Annotated in this window: 20 protein-coding genes; 8 read left to right on the forward strand and 12 right to left on the reverse strand. The window is 34.1% G+C overall.

What is annotated here, in order from left to right:
* Positions 1-12 precede the first annotated feature (12 nt).
* Both GQ40_RS09270 and GQ40_RS09275 read left to right on the forward strand, forming a co-directional pair.
* Positions 13-576, forward strand: coding sequence for a YdeI/OmpD-associated family protein (locus tag GQ40_RS09270; RefSeq protein ID WP_047547771.1), 564 nt, complete (start codon positions 13-15; stop codon positions 574-576).
* A 304-nt stretch (positions 577-880) separates the two neighbouring features.
* On the forward strand, positions 881-1,969 hold the full coding sequence (locus tag GQ40_RS09275; protein WP_052184215.1) for an NAD(P)-dependent alcohol dehydrogenase: 1,089 nt from the start codon (positions 881-883) through the stop codon (positions 1,967-1,969).
* A gap of 73 nt (positions 1,970-2,042) precedes the next feature.
* Here GQ40_RS09275 and GQ40_RS09280 read toward each other — a convergent pair whose 3' ends face one another.
* Both GQ40_RS09280 and GQ40_RS09285 read right to left on the reverse strand, forming a co-directional pair.
* Positions 2,043-3,509: a hypothetical protein gene (locus GQ40_RS09280; RefSeq protein WP_047547773.1), complete on the reverse strand. Its 1,467-nt coding sequence runs from the start codon at positions 3,507-3,509 to the stop codon at positions 2,043-2,045.
* Between the two features lie 6 nt (positions 3,510-3,515).
* Positions 3,516-4,643 carry a vWA domain-containing protein gene (locus tag GQ40_RS09285; RefSeq protein ID WP_047547775.1) on the reverse strand — a complete coding sequence of 376 codons (1,128 nt, stop codon included), beginning with the start codon at positions 4,641-4,643 and terminating at the stop codon, positions 3,516-3,518.
* A 107-nt stretch (positions 4,644-4,750) separates the two neighbouring features.
* Here GQ40_RS09285 and GQ40_RS09290 point away from each other — a divergent pair, with 107 nt between their 5' ends.
* The 5 genes from GQ40_RS09290 (at position 4,751) to GQ40_RS09310 (ending at position 12,221) form a co-directional block, all read left to right on the forward strand.
* The gene (locus tag GQ40_RS09290; RefSeq protein ID WP_047551794.1) at positions 4,751-7,999 is read left to right on the forward strand and encodes a VPS10 domain-containing protein; all 3,249 of its coding nucleotides are present in this window, start codon (positions 4,751-4,753) and stop codon (positions 7,997-7,999) included.
* Between the two features lie 21 nt (positions 8,000-8,020).
* On the forward strand, positions 8,021-9,973 hold the full coding sequence (locus GQ40_RS09295; protein ID WP_047547777.1) for a S9 family peptidase: 1,953 nt from the start codon (positions 8,021-8,023) through the stop codon (positions 9,971-9,973).
* A 181-nt stretch (positions 9,974-10,154) separates the two neighbouring features.
* The gene (locus GQ40_RS09300) at positions 10,155-10,775 is read left to right on the forward strand and encodes a superoxide dismutase family protein (RefSeq protein WP_047547779.1); all 621 of its coding nucleotides are present in this window, start codon (positions 10,155-10,157) and stop codon (positions 10,773-10,775) included.
* A 102-nt stretch (positions 10,776-10,877) separates the two neighbouring features.
* Positions 10,878-11,408 (forward strand): RNA polymerase sigma factor, encoded by a 531-nt coding sequence (locus tag GQ40_RS09305; RefSeq protein WP_047547781.1) that lies wholly within the window; start codon positions 10,878-10,880, stop codon positions 11,406-11,408.
* 9 nt (positions 11,409-11,417) lie between these two features.
* Entirely contained in the window at positions 11,418-12,221 is an 804-nt protein-coding gene (locus GQ40_RS09310) for an anti-sigma factor domain-containing protein (RefSeq protein WP_047547783.1), read from the forward strand.
* A 791-nt stretch (positions 12,222-13,012) separates the two neighbouring features.
* Here GQ40_RS09310 and GQ40_RS09320 read toward each other — a convergent pair.
* From GQ40_RS09320 to GQ40_RS09335, 4 genes are all read right to left on the reverse strand, one after another.
* The gene (locus tag GQ40_RS09320; RefSeq protein WP_047547787.1) at positions 13,013-15,250 is read right to left on the reverse strand and encodes a TonB-dependent receptor; all 2,238 of its coding nucleotides are present in this window, start codon (positions 15,248-15,250) and stop codon (positions 13,013-13,015) included.
* Between the two features lie 14 nt (positions 15,251-15,264).
* Positions 15,265-16,566 (reverse strand): tetratricopeptide repeat protein, encoded by a 1,302-nt coding sequence (locus tag GQ40_RS09325; RefSeq protein ID WP_047551797.1) that lies wholly within the window; start codon positions 16,564-16,566, stop codon positions 15,265-15,267.
* 90 nt (positions 16,567-16,656) lie between these two features.
* Positions 16,657-17,220 carry a DUF4331 family protein gene (locus GQ40_RS09330; RefSeq protein ID WP_047547789.1) on the reverse strand — a complete coding sequence of 188 codons (564 nt, stop codon included), beginning with the start codon at positions 17,218-17,220 and terminating at the stop codon, positions 16,657-16,659.
* Positions 17,221-17,270: 50 nt separating this feature from the next.
* Entirely contained in the window at positions 17,271-17,954 is a 684-nt protein-coding gene (locus tag GQ40_RS09335; RefSeq protein WP_047547791.1) for a DUF4331 family protein, read from the reverse strand.
* A 148-nt stretch (positions 17,955-18,102) separates the two neighbouring features.
* Between GQ40_RS09335 and GQ40_RS09340 the strand changes: the two genes are divergently transcribed.
* Positions 18,103-19,299, forward strand: coding sequence for an LETM1-related biofilm-associated protein (locus GQ40_RS09340; protein WP_047547793.1), 1,197 nt, complete (start codon positions 18,103-18,105; stop codon positions 19,297-19,299).
* A 114-nt stretch (positions 19,300-19,413) separates the two neighbouring features.
* Here the strand turns inward: GQ40_RS09340 and GQ40_RS09345 are convergent, their stop codons facing one another.
* The 6 genes from GQ40_RS09345 to GQ40_RS09370 are packed head-to-tail and all read right to left on the reverse strand — an operon-like array spanning position 19,414 to position 23,205.
* A complete protein-coding gene (locus GQ40_RS09345; RefSeq protein ID WP_047547796.1) occupies positions 19,414-20,169 on the reverse strand; it encodes a LytR/AlgR family response regulator transcription factor in 756 nt (251 codons plus the stop codon).
* A 42-nt stretch (positions 20,170-20,211) separates the two neighbouring features.
* Positions 20,212-20,532 carry a 2TM domain-containing protein gene (locus GQ40_RS09350; protein ID WP_047547797.1) on the reverse strand — a complete coding sequence of 107 codons (321 nt, stop codon included), beginning with the start codon at positions 20,530-20,532 and terminating at the stop codon, positions 20,212-20,214.
* A gap of 20 nt (positions 20,533-20,552) precedes the next feature.
* Positions 20,553-20,864, reverse strand: a complete 312-nt coding sequence (locus GQ40_RS09355) for a 2TM domain-containing protein (protein ID WP_047547800.1) — start codon at positions 20,862-20,864, stop codon at positions 20,553-20,555.
* Positions 20,864-21,202: a 2TM domain-containing protein gene (locus tag GQ40_RS09360; protein ID WP_047547802.1), complete on the reverse strand. Its 339-nt coding sequence runs from the start codon at positions 21,200-21,202 to the stop codon at positions 20,864-20,866. The genes GQ40_RS09355 and GQ40_RS09360 overlap by 1 nt, the downstream gene beginning before the upstream one ends.
* Before the next feature lie 15 nt (positions 21,203-21,217).
* A complete protein-coding gene (locus GQ40_RS09365; RefSeq protein ID WP_047547805.1) occupies positions 21,218-22,567 on the reverse strand; it encodes a 2TM domain-containing protein in 1,350 nt (449 codons plus the stop codon).
* Between the two features lie 14 nt (positions 22,568-22,581).
* Positions 22,582-23,205: a tetratricopeptide repeat protein gene (locus GQ40_RS09370; RefSeq protein ID WP_047551800.1), complete on the reverse strand. Its 624-nt coding sequence runs from the start codon at positions 23,203-23,205 to the stop codon at positions 22,582-22,584.
* Positions 23,206-23,319: the final 114 nt, after the last annotated feature.

The raw sequence follows: 23,319 nt of genomic DNA on the forward strand, positions 1-23,319 counted from the left end.
ATTATAAACTTTATGGAACTATATTTTAAATCTGATATTGAATGGCGCCAATGGCTTAAAGAAAACCATGGTCAAGATGATGGCATCTATCTCATATTCTATAAAGTTGACCACGAAAAAGATAGCATGCGATGGGAAGAGGCTGTAAAGGTAGCCTTATGCTATGGATGGATAGATAGCACAGTTAGAAGTCTAGGCGATGGCAAAAGAAAGCAATATTTTTCTCCTCGGAAATCGAAAAGCGTTTGGAGCGCTCTTAACAAAACATATATTAAAGCCTTACTGAAAGAGAATTTAATGCACGAAAGCGGACTAAAATCTGTAGAAATCGCAAAGCAAAACGGAAGTTGGACTGCATTAGATTCCGTAGAAAAAGGAACTATACCTAAGGAACTCCAATTAGCATTTGATGAAAACCCAAATGCTTTTGAGAACTATAAAAATTTTGCTCCATCATATCGAAAGAATTATCTCTATTGGCTTAATCAAGCTAAAAGAGAAGATACCAAACAAAAAAGAATTACTGAGATTATAAAATATTGCAATGCCAATATAAAAAGTAGGGATGCCAGATAATTAAAACATTAGTTTTTTAATAGGATCCTTAAAACCTACTCGTTTTATAACGACATCTTCATTAGCATTCCAATTTTTTTACTTGTGCTGTATTCATTACAGTTGGTAATCATAACAATCAACCAATTTTAAACTATTATAAAACTAGACTAAGAGTTTGTAGCCATATTAGTCAATCTTTTATTCATTTGTATCAAAAACAAAATTCACTTTGGGTATTCATTTTTTTAACTTTACAATATCGGCAATTAGTTGATTGAGCATGGGTTATATGCAAAAAAAATAAATCTTAAATACTCTATTTATGAAACAAGATATTAAATATAACGACGACACATTTACGGTAAAAGCTTACGGAGCAAAAAATGAAAAGAATCAAGAGTTAGTTGAAATGGACATTGAACGTCCTATGATAAATGACAATGAAGTTATTATAGATGTACTCTATTCTGGTGTTTGTCACAGTGATATTCACCAAGTTGCAAATGATTGGGATAACACCCGTTATCCATGCGTACCAGGACACGAGGTCATTGGAAAAATCGTGAAAGCGGGCTCCAAAACTTCAAAATTCAAAGTAGGAGATATTGTTGGTGTTGGGTGCATGATCGATAGCTGTCAAACCTGCGCACAATGTAAAAATGACGAAGAGCAATTTTGTACTGGACCTAAGGGACCAACTATGACTTATAATGGTTACTTTGGTGATCCAGATTCAGACTTTAATACGTATGGAGGTTACGCAAGTCATATTGTTTCTACCGAAGAATTTCTGCTTAAAATACCAAAATCATTAGATATCAAGAAAGCAGCTCCTATACTTTGTGCAGGAGTCACAACATATTCCCCTTTAAATCACTGGAATGTAAAAAAAGGTGATAAAGTTGGTATTGTAGGAATTGGAGGATTGGGACACATGGCGGTTCAAATTGCAAAAGCAATGGGAGCAGAAGTTACAGCGATCACGACATCTAAATCCAAAAAACAAGATGCATTAGATCTTGGTGCTGATGCGGTATTAATTTCAGAAGATGAAGAAGACATGAAGGCTAACCAAATGAAATTCAGTTTTATATTGGTGACCATTCCAGATCCATTTGATGTTAATCCTTATATTGATTTAATTGCGCCTAGAGGTAGTTTGGTTACCGTTGGCCTATTGGCACCTTACAAAGAACCGACAAATAACATGACGGTTGCTATGTATTCACGCCAATTAGGAGGATCATTGATTGGTGGCATTAAAGAGACACAAGAGGTACTGGATTTCTGTGCTAAACATGATATTCTCCCTGAGGTCGAAATGATCAATATAGAAAACATCAATGAGGCATTCAAAAAAGTGAATCAAGAAAAAGTACGTTTTAGATACGTCATTGATATGAAATCTTAATTAGAAACTTCAAAATAAAAAAAGCCTTAATTATAAGTAATTAAGGCTTTTTACATTTAAGATTATTATCTTTTTATATCCCACTTATATAACTTCCATAAGGATCTTTAAATTGAATTCCTTCTGTAAATCTATATTTGCTCAATTGTTTAAATTCAACCAATGCCCAAAGCACAAATTCCTTCACAAAATAGCTTTCCTCCTTTTTAAGATTAGGTTGGTGTTTAGCCAATAAATCATCTAAAGGTGATACTGCATCGAGCAATGCTTTATATTCTTTATCTCTCAAATCGTCAAGGATTTCAAAACCGTCTTGTTGGTTAAAAAACCAAGATACAATATCGTCATAAGGCGATTCTTCACTGTCTTTTTTCAATTTTTCTATCTTCGGAAAAAACTCGGGAAACAAACTCTTAACAGCTTCGCCAATTAAGTTGTAAGCTACCATCGCAGCCCCTTCCTGCTCACCTTCGTAAACCAACTCAACTTTACCAGTAATTGACGGAATGATCCCTACAAAATCACTCAAACGCAACATGGTTTGATCATCACCAGCGCGCAACGCACGACGCTCTGCAGTGCTCAAAAGATTTTCTAAGGCAGTAATGCTTAAACGAGCACTTACGCCACTTTTTGCATCAATATATTCACTCTCTCGCGCTTCAAATACAATTTGCTCCAATAAATCTCTAGCTAAATCAGGTACCGAAACAGAGTTCTTTTGGCTTTCTACCACTTTAGCTTCCTGCTCTGTAATCAATCTTGCTGTCTCAATATCTGTTGGATAATGTGTTAAAATTTGACTTCCAATTCTATCTTTTAAAGGCGTTACAATACTTCCCCTATTGGTATAATCTTCAGGATTTGCAGTAAACAAAAACTGAACATCCAAAGGCAATCTCAATTTAAATCCTCGAATTTGAATATCACCTTCCTGCAAAATATTAAATAATGCAACCTGAATTCTCGCCTGTAAATCTGGCAACTCATTAATCACAAATATGCAACGGTTTGCCCTTGGGATCATTCCGTAGTGAATTACACGGTCATCGGCATAACTCAACTTTAAGTTAGCAGCTTTTATTGGGTCTACATCTCCTATTAAATCGGCAACCGTGACATCTGGAGTTGCTAATTTTTCAGCAAAGCGGTCGCTTCTATGCAACCATGAGATTGGAGTATCATCGCCTTTTTCTTCAATTAATTCCGTAGCAAAACGTGAAATCGGACTTAATGGATCGTCATTGATCTCAGATCCGCTTACAAACGGAATGTGCTCATCCAACAAATTCAGCATTAATCGTGCTAAACGTGTTTTTGCTTGCCCACGAAGTCCCAACAGATTAATATTATGTCGAGATAAAATCGCACGTTCCAATTCTGGTATTACGGTATTCTCATAACCGTGAACGCCCTCAAAAGCGGTTTCTTTATTTTTTATTTTTACGATCAGGTTATCACGTAATTCATCTTTAATGGATTTTGATTGATAGCCTGCTTTCTTTAACTCTCCTAAAGTTTTTATACTTTCTATTTTCATAAACTTTTATCCTCTAATTCTTTTTTTTCTATTCGTTTCATAATCTTCAAAAATCATTTCACCCAAACCTTTTAGCCCTGTATAAAAGGCCTTACCTTGATTAGCCCTTGTAAACTCTTCTACAAATTGCATCAAATAACGATCTTGAGCAATCATAAATGTGGTTATTGGGATATGTAATTTTCTAGCTTGACCTGCCATCGCATAACATTTATTGGTTATGTATGGGTTGAGACCATTACTATCTTTATAATATTGACCGTCTGGTAAACGTAGGCAACTAGGCTTCCCGTCGGTTATCATAAAAATCTGTTTGTTGGTGTTACGTTTTCTTCGGAGTAAATCCATCGCTAATTGAAGTCCCGCAACGGTATTAGTGTGATAAGGACCGACTTTTAAATAGGGTAGATCTTTGATTTCTATTTGCCATGAGTCATTTCCGAAGACAATAATATCCAACGTATCTTTTGGGTATCGTGTTGTAATTAACTCTGCCAAAGCCATCGCTACTTTTTTGGCTGGCGTGATACGATCTTCACCGTATAAAATCATACTGTGGCTAATATCTATCATCAACACGGTACTCATTTGAGATTTATGCAATGTTTCCTCAATCACCAAATCATCTTCGGTGATGTTAAACTCGCCAATGCAATGATTAATCTGGGCGTTTCTTAGACTTTCGGTCATAGACACTTTATCTAGTGAATCTCCAAATTGATAGTTTTTAAAGTCTCCCGTGTGCTCATCTCCAATTCCCGGACTTTTACTTTTGTGATTTCCTTGACCGCTGCGTTTTATTTTTCCGAAGATATGCTCTAAAGCTTGTTGGCGAATTGCACGTTCTGTTTTTGGAGTAATTGCCATACCACCTTGACCATCTGGATCGATTTCTTCTTTGATGTAGCCTTTCTTTTTGAGGTCTTCAATAAAATCATCAATTGTATATTCTGAAGTCGTCAATTCATATTCCTTATCCAGTTCACGTAACCAGGAAATGGCCTCATCAAAATCTCCAGAAGTGTGAGTAATCAACTCCTTAAAAATCTCAAAAAGCTTCTCAAAGGGAGATTGATTAAGTGCTTCGTAAGGTTTAAATACAAAGCCTTTTTTTAAATTTTTTTGTTTTTTCATAGCTGTATAAAAATACAACAATTTTACTTCGGAAAAAGAGCATTAACATCAATTTTATGAATCGTACGATTAGTTTGATTATCTTTAAAGCAATCAAACCAATACAAATGAAAAAATCACTTTTCCTGATGCTATTTCTAGCGTCTATCTCTCTTGTTGCACAAGATATTTCTCTTGACATTTTAAAAAACATGAAACCTCGTAACATTGGTCCTGGCGGAATGTCTGGACGTGTCACTGCAATTGATGTTGTTCATAAAAATCCAGATGTGATGTACGTTGGCACTGCTTCTGGTGGGCTCTGGAAAAGTCAGTCGGGTGGCATAACTTGGAAACCCGTTTTTGACAATCAAGTCACCGCATCTATTGGTGCTGTTGCTATACAGCAATCTAACCCGAGTGTGATTTGGGTAGGAACTGGAGAAGGAAACCCTAGAAATAGTTTAAACGGTGGTTACGGAATTTTCAAGTCTTTAGATGGTGGAAAAAGCTGGATCTCCATGGGACTGGAAAAAACAAGACATATCCATCGTGTGGTAATAGACCCAACAAATCCAGATATCGTTTACGCTGGAGCTATTGGCTCTCCTTGGGGAGAACATCCTGAGCGTGGTGTTTTTAAAACTACAGATGGCGGGAAAACCTGGAATAAAATCTTATTTGCAAATAACAAAACAGGTGTGGCAGATTTAGTTATGGATCCTACAAATCCCAATAAACTTATCGCTGCCATGTGGGAACACAAACGTGAACCTTGGTTCTTTAATTCAGGAGGTGAAGGTTCTGGATTACACATCACTCATGATGGAGGCGAAACCTGGAAGAAAATTACCGAAAAAGAAGGATTTCCAAAAGGCGAATTAGGTCGTATTGGAGTTGCCATTGCGCCAAACAAACCCAATATCGTTTACGCACTTGTTGAAGCAAAAAAAAATGCACTTTACAAAAGTGAAGATGGCGGATTTAACTGGAAAAAAATAAATGATAAAAGTGATATTGGCAATAGACCATTTTATTACTCGGAAATTTATGTAGATCCCCAAAACGAGAATCGTGTGTATTCCGTTTTTACGTATGTTAATGTTTCCGAAGATGGAGGAAAAAACTTTGAGCAACTCATGCCTGCTTATGGCGTTGATAATGGTGTACACCCAGATCATCACGCTTGGTGGATTCACCCAACCGACGGTAGTTTTATGATAGATGGCAATGATGGCGGAATGAACATCACAAAGGATGGTGGTAAAACTTGGCGATTTATTGGCAATTTGCCAGTCGCTCAATTTTATCATATTAATGTAGATAACGACATCCCGTACAATATCTATGGAGGCATGCAAGACAATGGCTCTTGGAGAGGTCCAGCCTATATTTGGAGAGATCAAGGCATTAGAAACAGCTATTGGCAGGAAATTAGTTTTGGAGATGGTTTTGATGTCGTGCCAGACAAAGACGACTCTCGCTATGGTTGGTCGATGAGCCAGCAAGGTTATGTGAGCAGATATGATTGGCAAACCGGTAATAATTACTCGGTAAAACCAACCCATCCAGATCCAGATGTTGAACTTCGTTTTAACTGGAACTCTGCAATTAATATGGATCCTTTTGATAATAGTACACTTTACTTCGGAAGTCAATTCGTGCACAAATCCACAGATAAAGGAGATACTTGGACGGTCATTTCACCAGACTTAACGACCAACGATCCCGAAAAACAAAAACAATCTGAAAGTGGAGGTCTTACCATGGATGCTACAGGAGCAGAAAATCATACGACAATTTTAGTCATCGAACCATCACCACTTGAAAAAGATATGCTTTGGGTGGGAACAGATGATGGAAACGTGCACTATACCACAAATGGTGGAAATTCCTGGAACGACGTTACAAAAAACATTAAAGATTTACCTACCGGAAGTTGGATTGCACAAATAAAAGCGTCCAACAAAGATAAAGGCGAAGCACTTTTAATTGCTAACGATTATAGACGTTTCAACTATACACCTTACGCTTACCGAACAACTAATTACGGTAAATCTTGGACTCGCATTGTAGATGCTGAAGATGTAGAAAGCTACACCTTATCCATAATTGAAGATCCAATTGAAAAAAGCTTAATGTTTTTAGGAACAGACGACGGATTATACATTTCTTTCCATGCTGGAAACAAATGGACAAAATGGACCAATGGCTTCCCAACCGTTTCAGTAAAAGACTTGGTTATTCACCCAAGAGAACATGATTTAATTATAGGAACATTTGGTCGTGCAGCTTGGATTTTGGATGATATTCGTCCGTTACGTGAAATGGCAAAAGACAAACAATTAATTAATCAAAAAATAGAGTTGTTTGAGCCTCCAACAGCTTATCAAGCAGCTTACCAACAACCCACTGGAAGTCGATTTGGAGCAGATGCCATCTATCATGGTGAAAACAGAGGTTATGGCGCTAGACTTTCATATTATATTAAAGTAGATGAAACGAAAAAAACTTCTGAAGAAAAAAAGGAAAATGATAAGGATGAGGAAGAAATGAGTGAGGATAATTCTGATGAGAATGAGGATTTAACAGAAAGTGAAAAAGAAGAAGCTAAAGTAAAGTGGGATTCTGTTCACTTAAAAATTTACGATGGCGACCGTTTGATAAGAACGCTAAAGCAAAAAACACCAGATTCAACAGGTGTATACAAATGGACTTGGTATATGGATGAGGCTGGTGTTGACTATCCATCAAAGCGTATTAGAAAACGCAATAATGAGCCTGGAGGTGTTTCGGTTAAGCCAGGTGATTATAAAGTGGTTATGCATTATGGTGATCAAATTTCCGAAGAAATGATAACTGTTAAAACAGATCCAAGAGTTGATGTTTCGATGAACAATATCAATCAAGTATATGACGCCTCAAAACAACTGGAAAGTATGCAACAAACTGCTGCAGATGCAGTGAAGCAATTGATAGAAAGTAAAACGATTGCTAAAGATTACCAATCGCTTCTCAACAAATTAGACAAGAAAAAATACAAAGCTGATATTGAAGCATCCAAGAATATTGTAAAAAATATTGATAGTCTAGTTGATAAATTTTTGGGTAAAGAAGATAAACGCCAAGGTATCACAAGAAATCCAGAGGTTACTATCATGCAACGTTTAGGTCAAGCTAGACAATATGTTGGTTCACGACAAAATGGGATTACCTCAACCGAAACCACACTCATTAAAAATGCAAAAGAGGCTATGGAGACTGTTCTCAAAGAGATCAATACGTTTTTCAATGACGAATGGAAACCTTACCAAAATAAAATGGAAGCTCTAGAAATGACGCCTTTTAAGGATATAAAAACATTTAAATTAGATTAACAACCACTAAAACCAATCCATATGAAAACAAAACTTTTAGGCTTGTGCATTGCAGTCTTGATGTTTTCTTGCAAAGAAGACACCAAAGAAACTGCAATGAAAGAGCGCGAGATCAAACAATACACCATTGAACAGTTTATGGACAACGAAGCTGTTGGTGGCGGAAGCTTCTCGCATGATAACAGTAAATTATTAGTGTCGAGCAATCGGTCTGGCATTTATAATGTGTATACTATTCCTGTGAAAGGTGGCGAGATGACAGCGATTACATCGTCTGACAGTACATCGATTTCTGCAAACTCTTATTTCCCAAATGACGATAGAATGTTATTGAGTGCAGATGGAAATGGTGACGAAATTGATCATCTTTTTGTTCGAGAATTAGATGGCAACATCAAAGACATTACGCCAGAAAAAGGCGCTAAAGCCGATTTTTACGGATGGTCTGACGATGACAAACATTTATATTTTGGTTCTAATAAAAGAGATCCACGTTACTTTGACGTGTACAAAATGTCTATTGATGATTTTTCTTCGGAAATGATCTACCAAAACAAAGATGGATTGGATTTTAGTGGTATGTCTGATGACGAGAATTATTTTGCATTGTCAAAAACGGTTAATACTAATGATAGCGATTTATTTCTTTACAATGCAGAAACTAAAGAAATGACTAAAATCAACGATAACAATAGTGCCAATTCTTCGCAAGCGTTCTCTAAAGACAACAACACATTTTATTACACAACCGATGATGGTGGAGAGTTCTCTTATTTAATGTCCTACAATTTAGACACCAAAGAAAAGAATAAGGTTATTGAAAAACCTTGGGATATCATGGGAAGCGGTTTTACTTCCGAAGGAAAATATATGGTAGTTTATGTCAACGAAGACGGTAAAAATGCCATCGAGGTTTTAAATGCAGATACTATGAAACCTATAGATTTGCCAGATTTTGGAGATAAAAGTATTACAAGTGTAGGATTTAGCGATGATGAAAAATGGATGCGTATGTATGTTGGTGGTTCAAATGCACCTTCAGATTTGTACACCTATAATTTTGAAACAAAAGAACAATACAAACTCACCAATGTTTTAAATGACGACATTAATGCAGATGATTTGGTCACTGCAAAAGTGGTGCGTTATAAATCTTTTGATGGTGTTGAGATTCCTGCAATCTATTATTTGCCTCATCAAGCTTCCGCAGAAAATAAAGTACCAGCTATGGTTTGGGTTCATGGTGGTCCTGGTGGTCAAACACGTCAAGGCTTTAGCTCGCTTATTCAATATATGGTCAATCATGGTTATGCTGTTTTAGCGGTAAATAATCGTGGAAGTAGTGGCTACGGAAAGACATTTTATCAAATGGATGATCTCAACCACGGAGAGAAAGATCTTCAAGATTGTGTAGAGGGCAAAAACTGGTTAGCATCGCAACCTGAAATTGATGGTGATAAAATAGGGATTATTGGCGGATCATACGGTGGATACATGACTATGGCTGCACTCACCTACACTCCCGAAGAATTTGATGTTGGCGTAAATCTATTTGGTGTTACAAATTGGATGCGTACCTTAAAAAGTATTCCACCGTACTGGGAGTCGTTTAGAGAATCACTTTATAAGGAATTGGGTGATCCTTACAGCGCAGATTCTGTGAGGTTAAAACGTATTTCTCCATTATTTCATACCGATAAAGTTACCAAACCATTGATTGTTTTACAAGGTGCTAAAGACCCAAGGGTTCTACAAGTTGAAAGTGATGAGATTGTTGAAGGTGTTAGAAAAAATGGCGTGCCGGTGGAGTATGTATTATTTGAAGATGAAGGTCACGGTTTTGTCAAAAAAGAAAACCAGATTGAATCTTACAGTAGAATTTTAACCTTTTTGGACACCTATCTTAAAAAAGAAAATCCACCAGTAGATGGAGATACAAAGAGCACAGAAATAGAAGTCGAAAAAGAAAATTAATTAATACAATCAAAAAAAAGTAAAGGCTTAATCTTTTTAGGTTAAATCTAATCTATAAAATATATTAAGACCTTTGGAACAATATTCTTATTTAAAGTTTAGAAAAGATTGAAAAAAATAATTTTCTAGACAATCAAATTATGATTATATTTCAAGATAATTAACACAAAAAATTAAACAAATGAAAAAATCAATTTTATACATTTCAATGTTGGCATTATGTTTCAGTATGTCATGTAAATCTGACAAAAAAGAAGTTATCGAAGAAGAGAATGATACAGAAATGGTTAAAGAAGAGGCTACACAAAAGCGTCCTACCGCAACCGATGAACCAGCTTATTATGCAGACAAGAAAAAGGTCACACTTGCGCTTGAATCAAAAAGCAGTAGTAACGTAACTGGTAATGTTGTTTTCACACAAGACCAAGGCGTTGTCACTATGATAGCTGTTCTAAGCGGTCTATCACAAGGTGAGCATGCTATTCATATTCATGAGAAGGCAGATTGCTCTTCTGAGGATGGGAAATCAGCTGGAGGTCACTGGAATCCTACTGCACAACCACATGGTAAATGGGGCGATGCTGGTGGATACCATAAAGGCGATATAGGTAACTTTAACGCTAATGAAAAAGGACACGCTACTATCACAAAAATCACAGATGAGTGGTGCATAGGCTGTGGAGATGATGCTAAAGATATTTTAGGAAAAGCTATTATTGTTCACCAAGGTGTTGATGATTACAAGTCACAACCGTCTGGAGATGCAGGAAGTCGCGTTAGTTGCGGTGGAATTATTCAATAAATCATCAATAAAATCAAATATCATTAAAAATTTTCCACTTTACGTTAATTTTTGTTAACGTATCCATATACATTTATGGTTATATCCATATAATAATAGTTTATGAATCTAGATTTATTGATTTCCAATTTTCAAAAGAAAGACGAAAAAGCTTTTGAAGAACTTTACAACATGTACAGTGATAGTATGCATGGAGTCATTTATAATATTGTGAGAGACCATAATATTGCAGAAGAAGTGATGCAGGATGTCTTTATTAAGGCATGGCACAAATCTGAAACTTACAATTCCAGTAAAGGGCGTTTCTTTACCTGGATTTTAAACATAGCGCGCAACGCTGCTATAGATAAGACCCGTTCTAAGTCTTTTAAAAACTCTGGCAAAAACCTAAATGCTGAATTTTTCGTAGATATATTAGAAACAAGTGAGAATCTTAATGACCAAATAGATACCATAGGTATTGGTAAATATGTGAGTGCACTTGGCGAAAAATGTAAAAAAATTGTTGAATATCTTTATTTTAAAGGGTACACTCAAAAGGAAACCTCAGAAGAATTAGATATACCAATTGGAACGGTAAAAACTAGAAATAGAAAATGCATCAATGACCTCAGGGCCATGGTGCTAGAATAACAATTAAAAATGGATATAAACGCATACATAGATTCAGGAATTTTAGAGCTTTTTGTAGCAGGTCAATTAACAGATCAAGAAAACAAAGAAGTTCAAGAATTAATGATCAAACATCCTGAAATTTTACAAGAAGTTTTAGAGATTGAATCGGCAGTGATAAAATTATCGTCTGCAATGTCACCTACAAATAATAACCATTTATTACGACTTATTAAAGAAAAGCTCTTTACCAGTAATAAAGAGGTTAAGGTCGTTTCTATTGAGAAATCAAGATACAACTGGTTAACTTATACAGGTTGGGCAGCAGCACTAATAGTTGGAGCTGGATTACTTTGGACAATGAACCAAAATCAAGATCTTGAAAATAAGGTATCTCAAATTGAAGTAGAGAAATCCTATTTAGAAACGCAAATAGAAGATGCCAAAACAGACTTAGCTGTTAAGGAAAATTTGCTTAATGTACTTAGAGATCGAGATATCATTTCGGTACCGTTGGGTGGTCAAGGAGATTTTGCTAATAGTTATGCAAAAGTGTACTGGAACAAAGAAGACAATTCTATTTATCTAGATGCACAAGGTTTACCAAACGCACCAGAAGGGAAAGTTTGGCAAGTATGGTCTTTAACACTAAACCCTTTAACACCTACTAGTTTAGGTACAATTGATAACTTTAATGAAGATGACAATAAAATCTTTAATATAGAAAACGCTAACGAAAGTCAGGCCTTTGGGATCACCTTAGAACCAGCTGGCGGAAGTGAAACACCTACAATGGAGCAACTTCACACATTAGGTGTCGTATCGCAACCATAATTATATTATTATTTATATTGAAAAGTGCCAAACGTAAGTTTGGCACTTTTTTTATATAATTGTAAATACAACATGTAATCTCCAATAGTAACATTCAAATATATAACTGAATTAAAAAAGATTGAACTATATACTTTATAACACTTTCTAAAAGAACCAATCAAATTACAATTAGTATCTCTTCGGAAATATTGAATCAAAACCTTACTGATAATGTATTATATTAAAACCTTGCCAAAACTACAAGATCAATTTTATAAAAGTAAAACCTATTAAGTTGAAACATATAAGCAATAAAGGATTTATAGTGGTTCTTATATCAAGCATAGGGTTGATGATCTTGGGCTTAAACCAAATATTCGATTTTTTTGAATTTCCAAACTCAAAAATATCACCAATTTTAATTATCATTTTTTCAATTTTGAATTTCATTATTGTTTTTAAAGTGAATAAGCCAACTGAAGATTAATTAAGAGCTCTAATTCAAAATCTAAATACATTCCTAAACTGATTTTGAAAATTTAAAAAATAAGAATTGGAGATTCAGCAAAATTTAAGAATGGAAAATCAAACAACCAACGAATCTAAGAAGTTTTTATAAAGATCATTATTAAAAACAAGAAACTTAAAAACAAAGAAAACACCTACTAACAAACTAAAAGTAGGTGTTTTCAACTAACAAAAAAACTCTAAATTACCATATCTCCATATGGTAAGTCTTAAAAACTCTTAACCAATTTTATGTTAGCATTAACCATATGATTCCCTCAAATCATACGAAAATCTTTATTTCAAAATTTATAGCTGATGCTACCTTTTATAAAAAAGGGAGTTCCAGGGGTAAAATGAATCTCTTCTACAGATTGTGCTTCATTTTGTAAGCGTGACTCTGTAGCAAATTGTGTTTCATTCCATTCTACATCAAAAATATTTTCTACAATTAAGCTTAATGTTATATTATTATTAAACGTGTAATTGGCATTAAAGTCTGTGACGAAATAACCTTCTGCAACAATACTATTGTCTTCGTTTGCTGGTCTATCATCAATATATCTATATCGTATTCCTCCAAAAAAGCCATCTAGGTTATTAACCGATAATCCTCCAGCCATCGTAAAGTCTGGTGCTAATGGGATAAAATCTTCTCCGTCTGGCGCTTCTAAACTTCTAGCTTTTGTAAATGTTGCATCTGTATCAAGATATAACCAATCATTAAATTGATAACGAATACCTAAATCAAGACCGTAACGTTCTGTCTTTCCGCTTGGTTCTACGATACCTGCATCTCCAACATAAACAAATTCCTGTTCAAGAAATAGGTACCAAAACGCAGTATTTACGACTACATTTTTTGTTGGCTTCCAAATGTCTCCAACATCTAACCCGTAAGCTTTTGGTAAAATATCTCTTCCCTGATTGGAAACCACTACCCTGGCATCATTAGAATGAAAACCTATTCCTGATTTTAAATATAACTGCAGATTTTCTTTTGCGTTGTAAAAGAAATTTAGCTTTGGACTGGCAATAGCTTTAGTTTCAGATAATAAAGTGTATTCGGGTTGGAGTTGATCGTTGTATAAAAATTTGAAGTAGTCTAATCTCAATGCTGGTGCAATTGTCAACTTACCAAAATCAAATTCAGTATTAATGAAAGCACCCATATTTGTTTGATTAACATCTCCCAACTGAACATTCTCCAATGTGGTTTGTCTATTTAAAGTTCTTGAAAGCTCCACATCATTAACATCATCGTGCCTTAAAGATAATCCTGTATGTAACGTAAATTCTGTTGCTCCTAAATTTGTATTATAGGTAATTGCTGTATTTGCTCCAAAAATATTACGATTCTCTTTTTGTTTGATTTGATCACCATTAATAGGGTCTTCTAAAAAGAATGTAAAATTAGAGAATAACTCAAATTCATAATGCGAATAAAAAGCATTTGTGATTACTGTTGTGTTATCTGAAATACGCTTACTAAAGGCAACATTAAAATTTGTACGTTCTGTTGTACCACCTTCAGTGTCATCTATAGCACCAAAACGGGTAATACTTCCATTATCAACCGCTCTTTGGGGTATTTGGCCTGAAGCATCCCAACGACTTGTAAAGTGCGACGCTGTTAAAGTCAATTTATCATTCTCTGGTGTGTACAACACATATTTTCCGAAGAGATTTAAACGGTTAAAATTTTGTGGTGACACGAAAGGACCGTCGTTTTCTATATATTCTGTAGCAATATATGCGTTTTGATTTTTTACGTTTTTCAATAGATTAAACATCCCTAATGTTCTCAAAGAATTGAAATCTCCAACCGATAATGTAATCTCACTATCTTTTAAGTAATCTTTAGTAGAGAAATCAACATAACCAGCTGTTGTGAAATCGCCTTCTTGTGCATAATATGGACCTTTTCCGAAGTCAATTTTATTAACCGTCTCTGGTATTAAAAAGTGCAGGTCACTATATCCTTGACCGTGAGCATGGGATACCATATTCACTGGCATTCCATCTACTGAAATTGAAACATCTGTACCATGGTCTATATCAAAACCACGTAAAAACAATTGTTCTGCTTTACCTCCTCCTGCATGCTGTCCAATGATTAAACCGGGAACTTTACGCAATACTTCTTGAGACGAATTTACTGGGCTAGTATTTAAATCCAGTCTGGTAATCGTGCTTAAAGCGTTAAGTTCTTCTGTAATTGTCATTTCTTCAAGTTGAAACGTTTTTTCTTCTAAAATAATGGTAAGTAAAGACTCGAAATTTGAAGGATTTAAAACCATAATTTTATTACTATAGCCTAATAATCCAATTTTAATTGAATCTCCAGCTTTACTGTTTTCTAATATAAACTCTCCATTTCCTAAGGAGTGAGCGTGGCTCTTCGAGTTTAAGTTATATATATAAGCAGACTCTAAAGGTTGATCGATTTCATTTTTAATTTCTCCTTTAATTTGCTGCGAATAGGCATTATTCGACACTGCTGCTATTAAAAGCAACGCTATTATTTGATAAAGTTTCATGATTTATGGGCTAGTTATAGTTGATTGATTTTGTCTTCCATTGTTGGCCCTAATTCATAAATACTTGCCAATAATTCTTTTTTGAGCGGTTTTACTTCATCGTTTTTACCTGCAGCTTTGTAAATTTCTGCAACGTGATATAAAGTTTCTGGCTCATAAGTTTTATTAATGATATGATTGTCTACAATTTTTAAAGCTTCATCCAAATTACCATTTTTAAAATATGACCACGCCAGTAAATCGTATGATTGTGGTGTTGGTCTATTTTCTACTTCTGTTTTCGCAATTGCAATGGCATCTTGAAGCTGTGAATTTCCATCTGTGTAAAGCAATACATTGTATTTGTTGTACATGTCACCATAAGCGACATCCTTCATTGCAGATTTGTATAATTCTAATTGTTGATCAGCCATTTGTTTATCCCCTTTAAAATCTGCTATTTCAGCTTTTAATAAGTAATAATCTGGAGCATTATATGTATTTGTTACTGTATTTAATATACGTAATGCTTCATCTGGATTTTTCTCATGTGAGTACACAATCCATGCGATTCCTTTTTTTGAGTACGCATCATTAGGATCAAGCTCTAATGCTTTTAGAAAATGATTGTACGATTTTTCAATATCTCCTGCATGACCGTAAAAGTCTGCAATATTAGTATACGACCATTGCTTTAAACTTTTTATGTTTGAAGATTCTGCAATTGCCATTGCCTTTTCCATATACTTAATGGCAGCATCTAGATTACCCTTATGATCGCTCATTTTTGATAAACGAATGAGATAATCAAAATCACTGTAATTTTCAATTGAATTTAGATATGTTTGAGCTTTGTCATAATTACCTAATTCTAAATGTACATCGAATAGCATTTTTTGAGTTGCTGGTAAGTCACCTTTAAGTTCTTCTGCTTTTTCAAGATGATTTAAAGCTTCCTTAAACCTATGTTGTGAAATATAATTATGAGCTAAACTTCTTAAATACGAAGGATTATTATAATTAGTTTTTTCGTTAACCTCAAGCAATTTTTCTTCTGCTTTTTTTAAGTACTCAATATCTCCAGTTGCAGAGAAGTAACTTGTATATGTACTTGCCAATCTTCCTATATATGGAAATTGATTAGGTGTTTGTTGTAATTTTTCAGACCAGAATATGTCATTCTCTTTTGCTTGCTCTAAAGCTTTGTTTCCTGAAACAGCAAGATATGTATCATAATCTTTTTTGTCTGTGATATTTTTTTTAGTAGTTGATGTGTTGCAATTAGTAAAAAGAACTACTGCAAATATGAATATGAGATAAGTATATTTAGAGTTCATACTAGTTTTGTTTTGAGTTTGAGTATTTGTTTTTTTGTTATAAAATCTGAAATGGGACTTAAATTGTCCCATTTCAGAATTAATAAAATATTAGTGAGGTGTTGCTAAGTAAGGGAATGTAGTTAAGAAACTTTTATCGTTACTTGGTACATTATCACTTATCAAACCTGGGTTTGTAGGATTTCCCATTAAAGCCTCTGGTCCACCAAATATCAATGTAAGCTCTACATCAATAACGTCATCTGCTAGTGCACGACCCGTTAAAAGATTTGTTCCATCAAAAAATGTTGTTGGATCAACTAAAGATACCCCTAAAACATCTGTAGCTAACAAACCTGTAAAAGTAGCAGCATCTTGCCCTAGTGCATTTGTTGTATAACCAGGATTAAGTGCTAACAATTTGTTTTGAAACTTTGTTTGAAATGCACCATTTTGATTAGTAGGCAACGTTGTATTAAAAGAGTTTTTATCTCCCATACTAACGAATACCGTGTTTATTGCTGGACGTGCCATTTGATCTTCTTGAGCATATGTTCCAGTAAAGTTAGGTCCTGTTGGTCCTGTTGGTCCATTGTCATCGTCATTGCTACAGTTGTATGCTGAAAATGATACAAGCAAAGCAACAGCCATTAATTTTATATTATTGAATTTCATGTCTTTTATTTTTAAAATTTATGTTATAAGTTATATTACTTATTGTTTGATTATTGCTTTCTTTTTGTTTCTACCCACATACCAACAGCATCACCACTACCAACCATAGATTTTGGTAATTCTACTACTATAGATAAAACGTTAGTTCCTGCAAAAGTATCAGACGCTTCACCAACTGGTAAAAATGCACCTTCTTCTTCACCGTCACCATCATCATCACCAGGAGTTACTATTTGAGAATACCTTGCAAAGTCAAAAAAGAAAGGATCATCTCTTGGTCCTGCAAAAAATTTCATATCTCCATTAGTTTCTGTAATAGCACTGTTTCCATAAGATGATATTAATACATCATTTTGTGGTGCAGTATCTGCTAAAATAGTACTGTTTAAACCAGGTGAAGATGGAGCAATTGGTCCAAAGAAATACATTCTTCCGTCACGTGGTATTGCTTGGATAACAAGATCTGCAACGTTATCTGCATTGTTATCAATGTTAAATTCTACTAAAACATTTTCATCAAACGATGCAGCTCCAGTATTTGCAGGACTAATTAATCCCTGTACGTTGGCAACAAAAACGATGTTGTCTTGATCTTGTCCCCTAAAGGCATAGATGTCGGTAATATCACTAGTACCACCTGCAACTGCGGGAGCATCAATATGATCTGCTGCGATTGCGAAAAAGCCAGCAATGGTCAACACTGCAGCTCCAATTAAAATTTTTGATTTTTTCATAATAAATTGAGATTTTTGTTAATTATTTGTTTGTCTCTAATCTATATACGAGGAAATCGCAGTTACGGTTTTATTAATGTTTTGTTAATCGGAATAATGCAGCATTTATTCGAAGAAAAAACTAACTTTGTATTGTAAAAAGTAACCAATGAACCCATCTACTAGTGGCTGGATTGAAAAATTCTGCTATCAGTTCTCTCAAAACGGAATTCCGTTTGGCAACTACGAGCAGTTGTATAACGGTTTAAAGAGCTATGGTTTTATTTACGGTGTCAATGTAAAACACACCAAACATATTGGAAGTCTTCATACCTATTCCGAAGATGAAATAGCTAAGATCAATCTACTTACAGGTTTTTACCATATTTATTTTTTTAAAAACCCTAATGCCACTGTAGCATCCTTTATTAAAGATCTATTATTTTTTTATAAAACTCTAGAGGTTTCAGATTTATCGAGGTGGGATAAACTTGTTATTGGTAAAAGCCAAAGCTCCATGTTGGAAAGGCTTATACATGATCGTATTCAAATTGACGATGATTTGTTGACCAGAAATTTCAATAAGTCTATTACAAATTCTCTTTTGTATGTAGATATCTTAACTTTTGACAGTTATCTCAATAATAATGCAGAACCAAAAACTTATGCAGCCAATTTAGAAAGTACTATTATAGGTACATTATATAGGTCACTAAATTCAAAAAAAAATATAACAGAGCACGATAAGGAGATTATTGATATCATGCAGTCCTCATTACCAAATTTTGAGAATGAAGATTTTGAAATTGAAGATCTCATTCATGATATTGATTATAGTGTTATTAGTCTTCACCAAAAAAAGTACCTTTTAGATTTAGTTTGTCTTTCTATTTGGGATGATGAAATTTTAGAAAGAACGGAATACAAATTTTTAAGATTATTAACCAAAAAATTACAATTAGACACTTCAGAAATTCAAAATTCATTGGTGTGCGTTTCTAATTTTCATAATGAGCATAGACGTGAAGTTTTACTTTTTCAGCAAACAAATCCGTTTTCAAATTTTTACGAAAACTCATCGCAGCTTGTAAACAAATTGTTGAGGAGAAACAGTAAACGTCTCATAAAAGAAATAAGGCAGAGCAAAGAGTTAATGCAGCTTATCACAAAATCTACACATAGAGATCTCACTAAAGAGGAACAAAAACAATTGCAGGCTCAATTGGTGGATATTTTAAAAACCATCCCTAGTTTAGCCATTTTCATGCTTCCTGGAGGTGCTATTTTATTACCTATTTTCGCTAAACTAGTTCCTAATTTATTGCCTTCTGCTTTTGATGATAACAGGATTGAAAAAACTAAATAAGTTTTTAATTTAATTTTCTTCGGAATTTTATGACCGCAACGTCGATAAGAATTGAACAACCGTTAGATGTAGCTATTTTAAAAAACTTCCGAAGATAAAATCATTTCAAATTATTCAAGACAGCCATTCTTTAAAATCCTTAACACGCTCTCTTGCCACAATGACTTCATGTTCGTTAAACGTGTTTAGTTTAATCTGTAATCTAGAATTGGTATAACTTACCATATCTTTTATGGCATTGACGTTCACGAAGAATTTTCTGCTAATCCTAAAAAATTTGTGTGGCTCCAGTTCATCTTCCAATTGCTCTAGCGATGTGTCGAGTAAATAGTTTCTACCTTCTGTAGTATAAGCATAAGTGCCCTTATTTTCACTATAAAAACATTCAATATCATCAATATTGATCAATTTTAAATGCTGACCGACTTTTACTGAAAATCGCTTTTTATACTCCCGTTCTATGGGATTGACCAATAATTTTTTAATATCGTCAAAATCTAAAGTAACCTTTTTTTGTTTTGGCGCACGATCATTAAATTTTGAAACTGCCTTTTCCAAATCATCCTCATCAATAGGTTTTAACAAATAATCTATGCTATTCAACTTGAATGCCTGCAAAGCATACTCATCATAAGCGGTTGTAAAAATCACTGCAGATTTTATATCTATAGCTTCAAAAATCTCAAAAGACAGCCCATCACTAAGCTGAATATCTAAAAATATCAAATCTGGATGTTCATTATTTTGAAACCATTCTATAGATTCTTCTACAGAATGTAACATGGTCTCCGTTTCCATATTTAGTGCGGTCAACATACGCTGTAAACGTCTTGCCGATGGTTTTTCGTCTTCTATGATGATGATATTCATTTCTTATTTTTTATTCTGAAATTTTAATAATTCTAATAATCGCTATTCCCAAAAAGTGGTTTCTTCCTCTTTATTTAAGATTTGCTCAATCTTTCTATCTTCCCAACTTTTCTTGAATATGAATCTTCCTTTAAAAATTCTCCAACCATGAATAAAAATAGCAAAAGTCCACAGTACTAATACCGAAACATTTAATGCAGTAACATTATTTTTATATGGTCCTTCTTCAATAATATAAAAATTGAATAGAATAAGAGCGACAACTACAAGATATAGTGCTAAATGAAAGTAGAAAATTTTAATTTTTCTAACTTGATTTTTTGCCTTTTGAATTTGTTTTGCTTTTTGCTTGTCTGAGTTCATCTTTTAAAATCTTAAATACTTTACTCCCAACGGGAATCATCCTTATCCATAAGTTCCTTGATCTTTCTTTCCTCCCAGTTTCTGCCAAAAATCAAGCTCGGTAAAAATACAGATCCAGCATGCGCCAATAAACCTATTCCCCAAAATGAAAATGTAATAAAATTACGCCATTGAAAATAGCTTTCACCTTCTTCTAAATTTTGAAAGTTGATATACACAAAAACAAGATTGACTATGGTAAAAACTAAGGCATGTGTATAAAAACCCTTTATTCTTTTTACTCTTTTCGCTGCAATTTGATAACGTTCTTTATTTCCTAGTGAGTTGTTCATTATTCCCAATGTTTATTATCTTTTTCCATCATCTCCTTAATTTTACGTTCTTCCCAGTTTTTTCCGAAGAAAAAATTGGGTCCAAAAACGCCCATAAAGTGAAAGAACAAACCAATTCCCCAAAAGAAAGCTGTTGAGAACGTGCCAAAACTAAATAGCTTTACTCCGTTACTGGTGATAATTATTATAATGAATATGTTTACGATTACATAAGAGGCTAAGTGCCAGTAAAACCCAATGATTGCTTTTACTTTTTTCTGTGCTCTTAAGTAGGCTTCTTCTTTCTCCCAAGCTTTTTGAGAGTTTCTATTTCCGTAGGGTTCTATGTTGTTTACCATTTTATGATCTATTTTTTAATTCCATCGTTGCTCTTCTTCTTCACGCATAAATTTTTCAATCTTACGTTTTTCCCAATTACTTCCCAATACGCCATCATTCACATACACCTTGTAGGCATGAAATGCTAGCCCTAATCCCCAACCCAACATTGGGAACCAAAACCATTGGATGGTGTTTGGTGTGTACCTAAACCAGATAAATATTAAAAAAGGTATTACTAAACAATACGAAATTAGGCTGTAATAAAACTCTTTTATCTCTTCTACCCTCTTACGTGCTCTTATATATCTGTCGTCAAAATTTGTTTTTGGTTCTATTGCTTTCATGATTGATACTTGTTTTGTAAGCATTGGTATTGCAACTGCAAAACTGTTTGCTTGTTGATTGATTGATACTGTTTTGTTTGATAATAACTTGTAGCGTTGTTTGATATTCTCTAATCCTACTCCACTGCTCTTTTTTACGATTTGCTTAGGTTGAAGGTTGTTTTCTACAACGAGCATACCTCCATCTTCATAAATTTTAATGTGCAAAGGTTTACTACTAGTGACCATATTATGTTTTACCGCATTTTCTAATAATAACTGTAGAGATAATGGGACTACTTTACTTTCCGGATTTGTGGAATGATCTGGAATTTCAAAAATGATGCTGTCTTCAAAACGCATTTTTAAAAGTGACATGTAGGTTCTTGCGAAATTTAGCTCTTCATCAACAGTTATTAAATCCTTGTTTTTTTGTTCTAAAACATAACGATATACTTTAGATAATGAGGTTGTGAACTTTTGGGCGTTTTTTGGGTTTTCTTCGATTAAACTTGTTAGTACATTTAAGCTATTGAATAAAAAATGTGGATCTAGTTGGTTTTTTAAGGCGTCAAATTTTGCACTTGCAGCACCAGCTATTACTTTCTGCTCTTTGATTTTATTTTTTTGATACCTATTGTAGAAATAAACAACATGAAAAATAATTACAATAGTCATCGTGATCCAAAGGCCAAATGAGTAACCTTGCCAAGTTTCATTTGCAATAAACTCTTCAAAAGGTTGCCCAAAATAAACGACCTCAACAAGCACCCTTAGAAAGAACAAACCAATTAATGTGATAATAGTTGCTCCCAGTATACCGTATAAAACACGTTTTACGGTATCTTGTTTTTTCCATTGGCGACGCTCCATATATCCAAAAAAGAAGGTGTTAGAATAACCAAGAACAAATGCATACAATTGGTAAAATGTAAAATCGATTAAAAATTGATTTATAGTGTTGTAATGAAATCCGCCAGACAACAACTTACCTATAGCATATACAATACAGCCAATAATAAAGGTGATGATGATATTCTTAAAAGGTTTAGTTGCCATGATGGTCTATTTTATTATTTACAGGATTTTGAAACTTGCTCTGCACGCTCTATTCCCCAGTTTGGATGTAAATTGCTTTCTGGTTTAAAGTTAGTAAAAAGTTCAAGAGATTTTTCTATCTCAGCACAAAACGGTTTGGTGTCTTGCCCAAAATAGCGAGCACTACCCATTGCCCAATCTGCTTTATTGAAAGCAACTCTTGGGTTTTGAGGTGCTATTTTGTATGCTTTATTGTAAAGTTCTGTAATTTTTCCTGCATATTTCATTCCGTAGACAGCACCATCATAAGCTACCCAATTGGTTAATACCTGCGCTTGCATTACGATAATTTCTGGATTTTCCTTGCTTATTTCCATAGCAGTATCTATATGTTTTTGAGCTTTATCTAATTGTGCCTTTAAAACGGTTTCATCTTTTTCATTCCAACTTTTTAAGCTGTTGATTTGCGCTATGTAGTAATGTGGTAACCATTCATCTTTTTCAGCATTTGAAATGCGCTCAAACATATTTTCAGCTTCATCGGTTTTGTTGTCTTGCCAAAGTGCAAATGCTTTTTGCATTCCTTTTTCATAATTGGTTTGTGCGTTTAGTAATTGACTAAACATTAAGAACATAAAAAATTTAACTACTGTGCTCATGATAATTTGTTTTATTTCTGAAATAAATTCAGCGTGATTGATAAGGCAAATATCCAACAGAAGTCAGCTTTTTGAAAAAACGAATTACCGAACTGTAATTTTTAAATGATGAAT

It is taken from the genome of Psychroserpens sp. Hel_I_66, assembly GCF_000799465.1.
Classification (GTDB): domain Bacteria; phylum Bacteroidota; class Bacteroidia; order Flavobacteriales; family Flavobacteriaceae; genus Psychroserpens.

Excerpts from the sequence above, each read along its gene's own strand:
- GQ40_RS09305 (WP_047547781.1), top strand. The coding sequence starts at position 10,878 with ATGAATCTAGATTTATTGATTTCCAATTTTCAAAAGAAAGACGAAAAA.
- GQ40_RS09290 (WP_047551794.1), top strand. The coding sequence starts at position 4,751 with ATGAAAAAATCACTTTTCCTGATGCTATTTCTAGCGTCTATCTCTCTT.
- GQ40_RS09360 (WP_047547802.1), bottom strand. The coding sequence starts at position 21,202 with ATGGTAAACAACATAGAACCCTACGGAAATAGAAACTCTCAAAAAGCT.
- GQ40_RS09335 (WP_047547791.1), bottom strand. The coding sequence starts at position 17,954 with ATGAAAAAATCAAAAATTTTAATTGGAGCTGCAGTGTTGACCATTGCT.
- GQ40_RS09280 (WP_047547773.1), bottom strand. The coding sequence starts at position 3,509 with ATGAAAATAGAAAGTATAAAAACTTTAGGAGAGTTAAAGAAAGCAGGC.
- GQ40_RS09270 (WP_047547771.1), top strand. The coding sequence starts at position 13 with ATGGAACTATATTTTAAATCTGATATTGAATGGCGCCAATGGCTTAAA.
- GQ40_RS09325 (WP_047551797.1), bottom strand. The coding sequence starts at position 16,566 with ATGAACTCTAAATATACTTATCTCATATTCATATTTGCAGTAGTTCTT.
- GQ40_RS09310 (WP_047547783.1), top strand. The coding sequence starts at position 11,418 with ATGGATATAAACGCATACATAGATTCAGGAATTTTAGAGCTTTTTGTA.
- GQ40_RS09275 (WP_052184215.1), top strand. The coding sequence starts at position 881 with ATGAAACAAGATATTAAATATAACGACGACACATTTACGGTAAAAGCT.
- GQ40_RS09345 (WP_047547796.1), bottom strand. The coding sequence starts at position 20,169 with ATGAATATCATCATCATAGAAGACGAAAAACCATCGGCAAGACGTTTA.
- GQ40_RS09340 (WP_047547793.1), top strand. The coding sequence starts at position 18,103 with ATGAACCCATCTACTAGTGGCTGGATTGAAAAATTCTGCTATCAGTTC.
- GQ40_RS09355 (WP_047547800.1), bottom strand. The coding sequence starts at position 20,864 with ATGAACAACTCACTAGGAAATAAAGAACGTTATCAAATTGCAGCGAAA.
- GQ40_RS09350 (WP_047547797.1), bottom strand. The coding sequence starts at position 20,532 with ATGAACTCAGACAAGCAAAAAGCAAAACAAATTCAAAAGGCAAAAAAT.
- GQ40_RS09295 (WP_047547777.1), top strand. The coding sequence starts at position 8,021 with ATGAAAACAAAACTTTTAGGCTTGTGCATTGCAGTCTTGATGTTTTCT.
- GQ40_RS09365 (WP_047547805.1), bottom strand. The coding sequence starts at position 22,567 with ATGGCAACTAAACCTTTTAAGAATATCATCATCACCTTTATTATTGGC.
- GQ40_RS09285 (WP_047547775.1), bottom strand. The coding sequence starts at position 4,643 with ATGAAAAAACAAAAAAATTTAAAAAAAGGCTTTGTATTTAAACCTTAC.
- GQ40_RS09300 (WP_047547779.1), top strand. The coding sequence starts at position 10,155 with ATGAAAAAATCAATTTTATACATTTCAATGTTGGCATTATGTTTCAGT.
- GQ40_RS09370 (WP_047551800.1), bottom strand. The coding sequence starts at position 23,205 with ATGAGCACAGTAGTTAAATTTTTTATGTTCTTAATGTTTAGTCAATTA.
- GQ40_RS09320 (WP_047547787.1), bottom strand. The coding sequence starts at position 15,250 with ATGAAACTTTATCAAATAATAGCGTTGCTTTTAATAGCAGCAGTGTCG.
- GQ40_RS09330 (WP_047547789.1), bottom strand. The coding sequence starts at position 17,220 with ATGAAATTCAATAATATAAAATTAATGGCTGTTGCTTTGCTTGTATCA.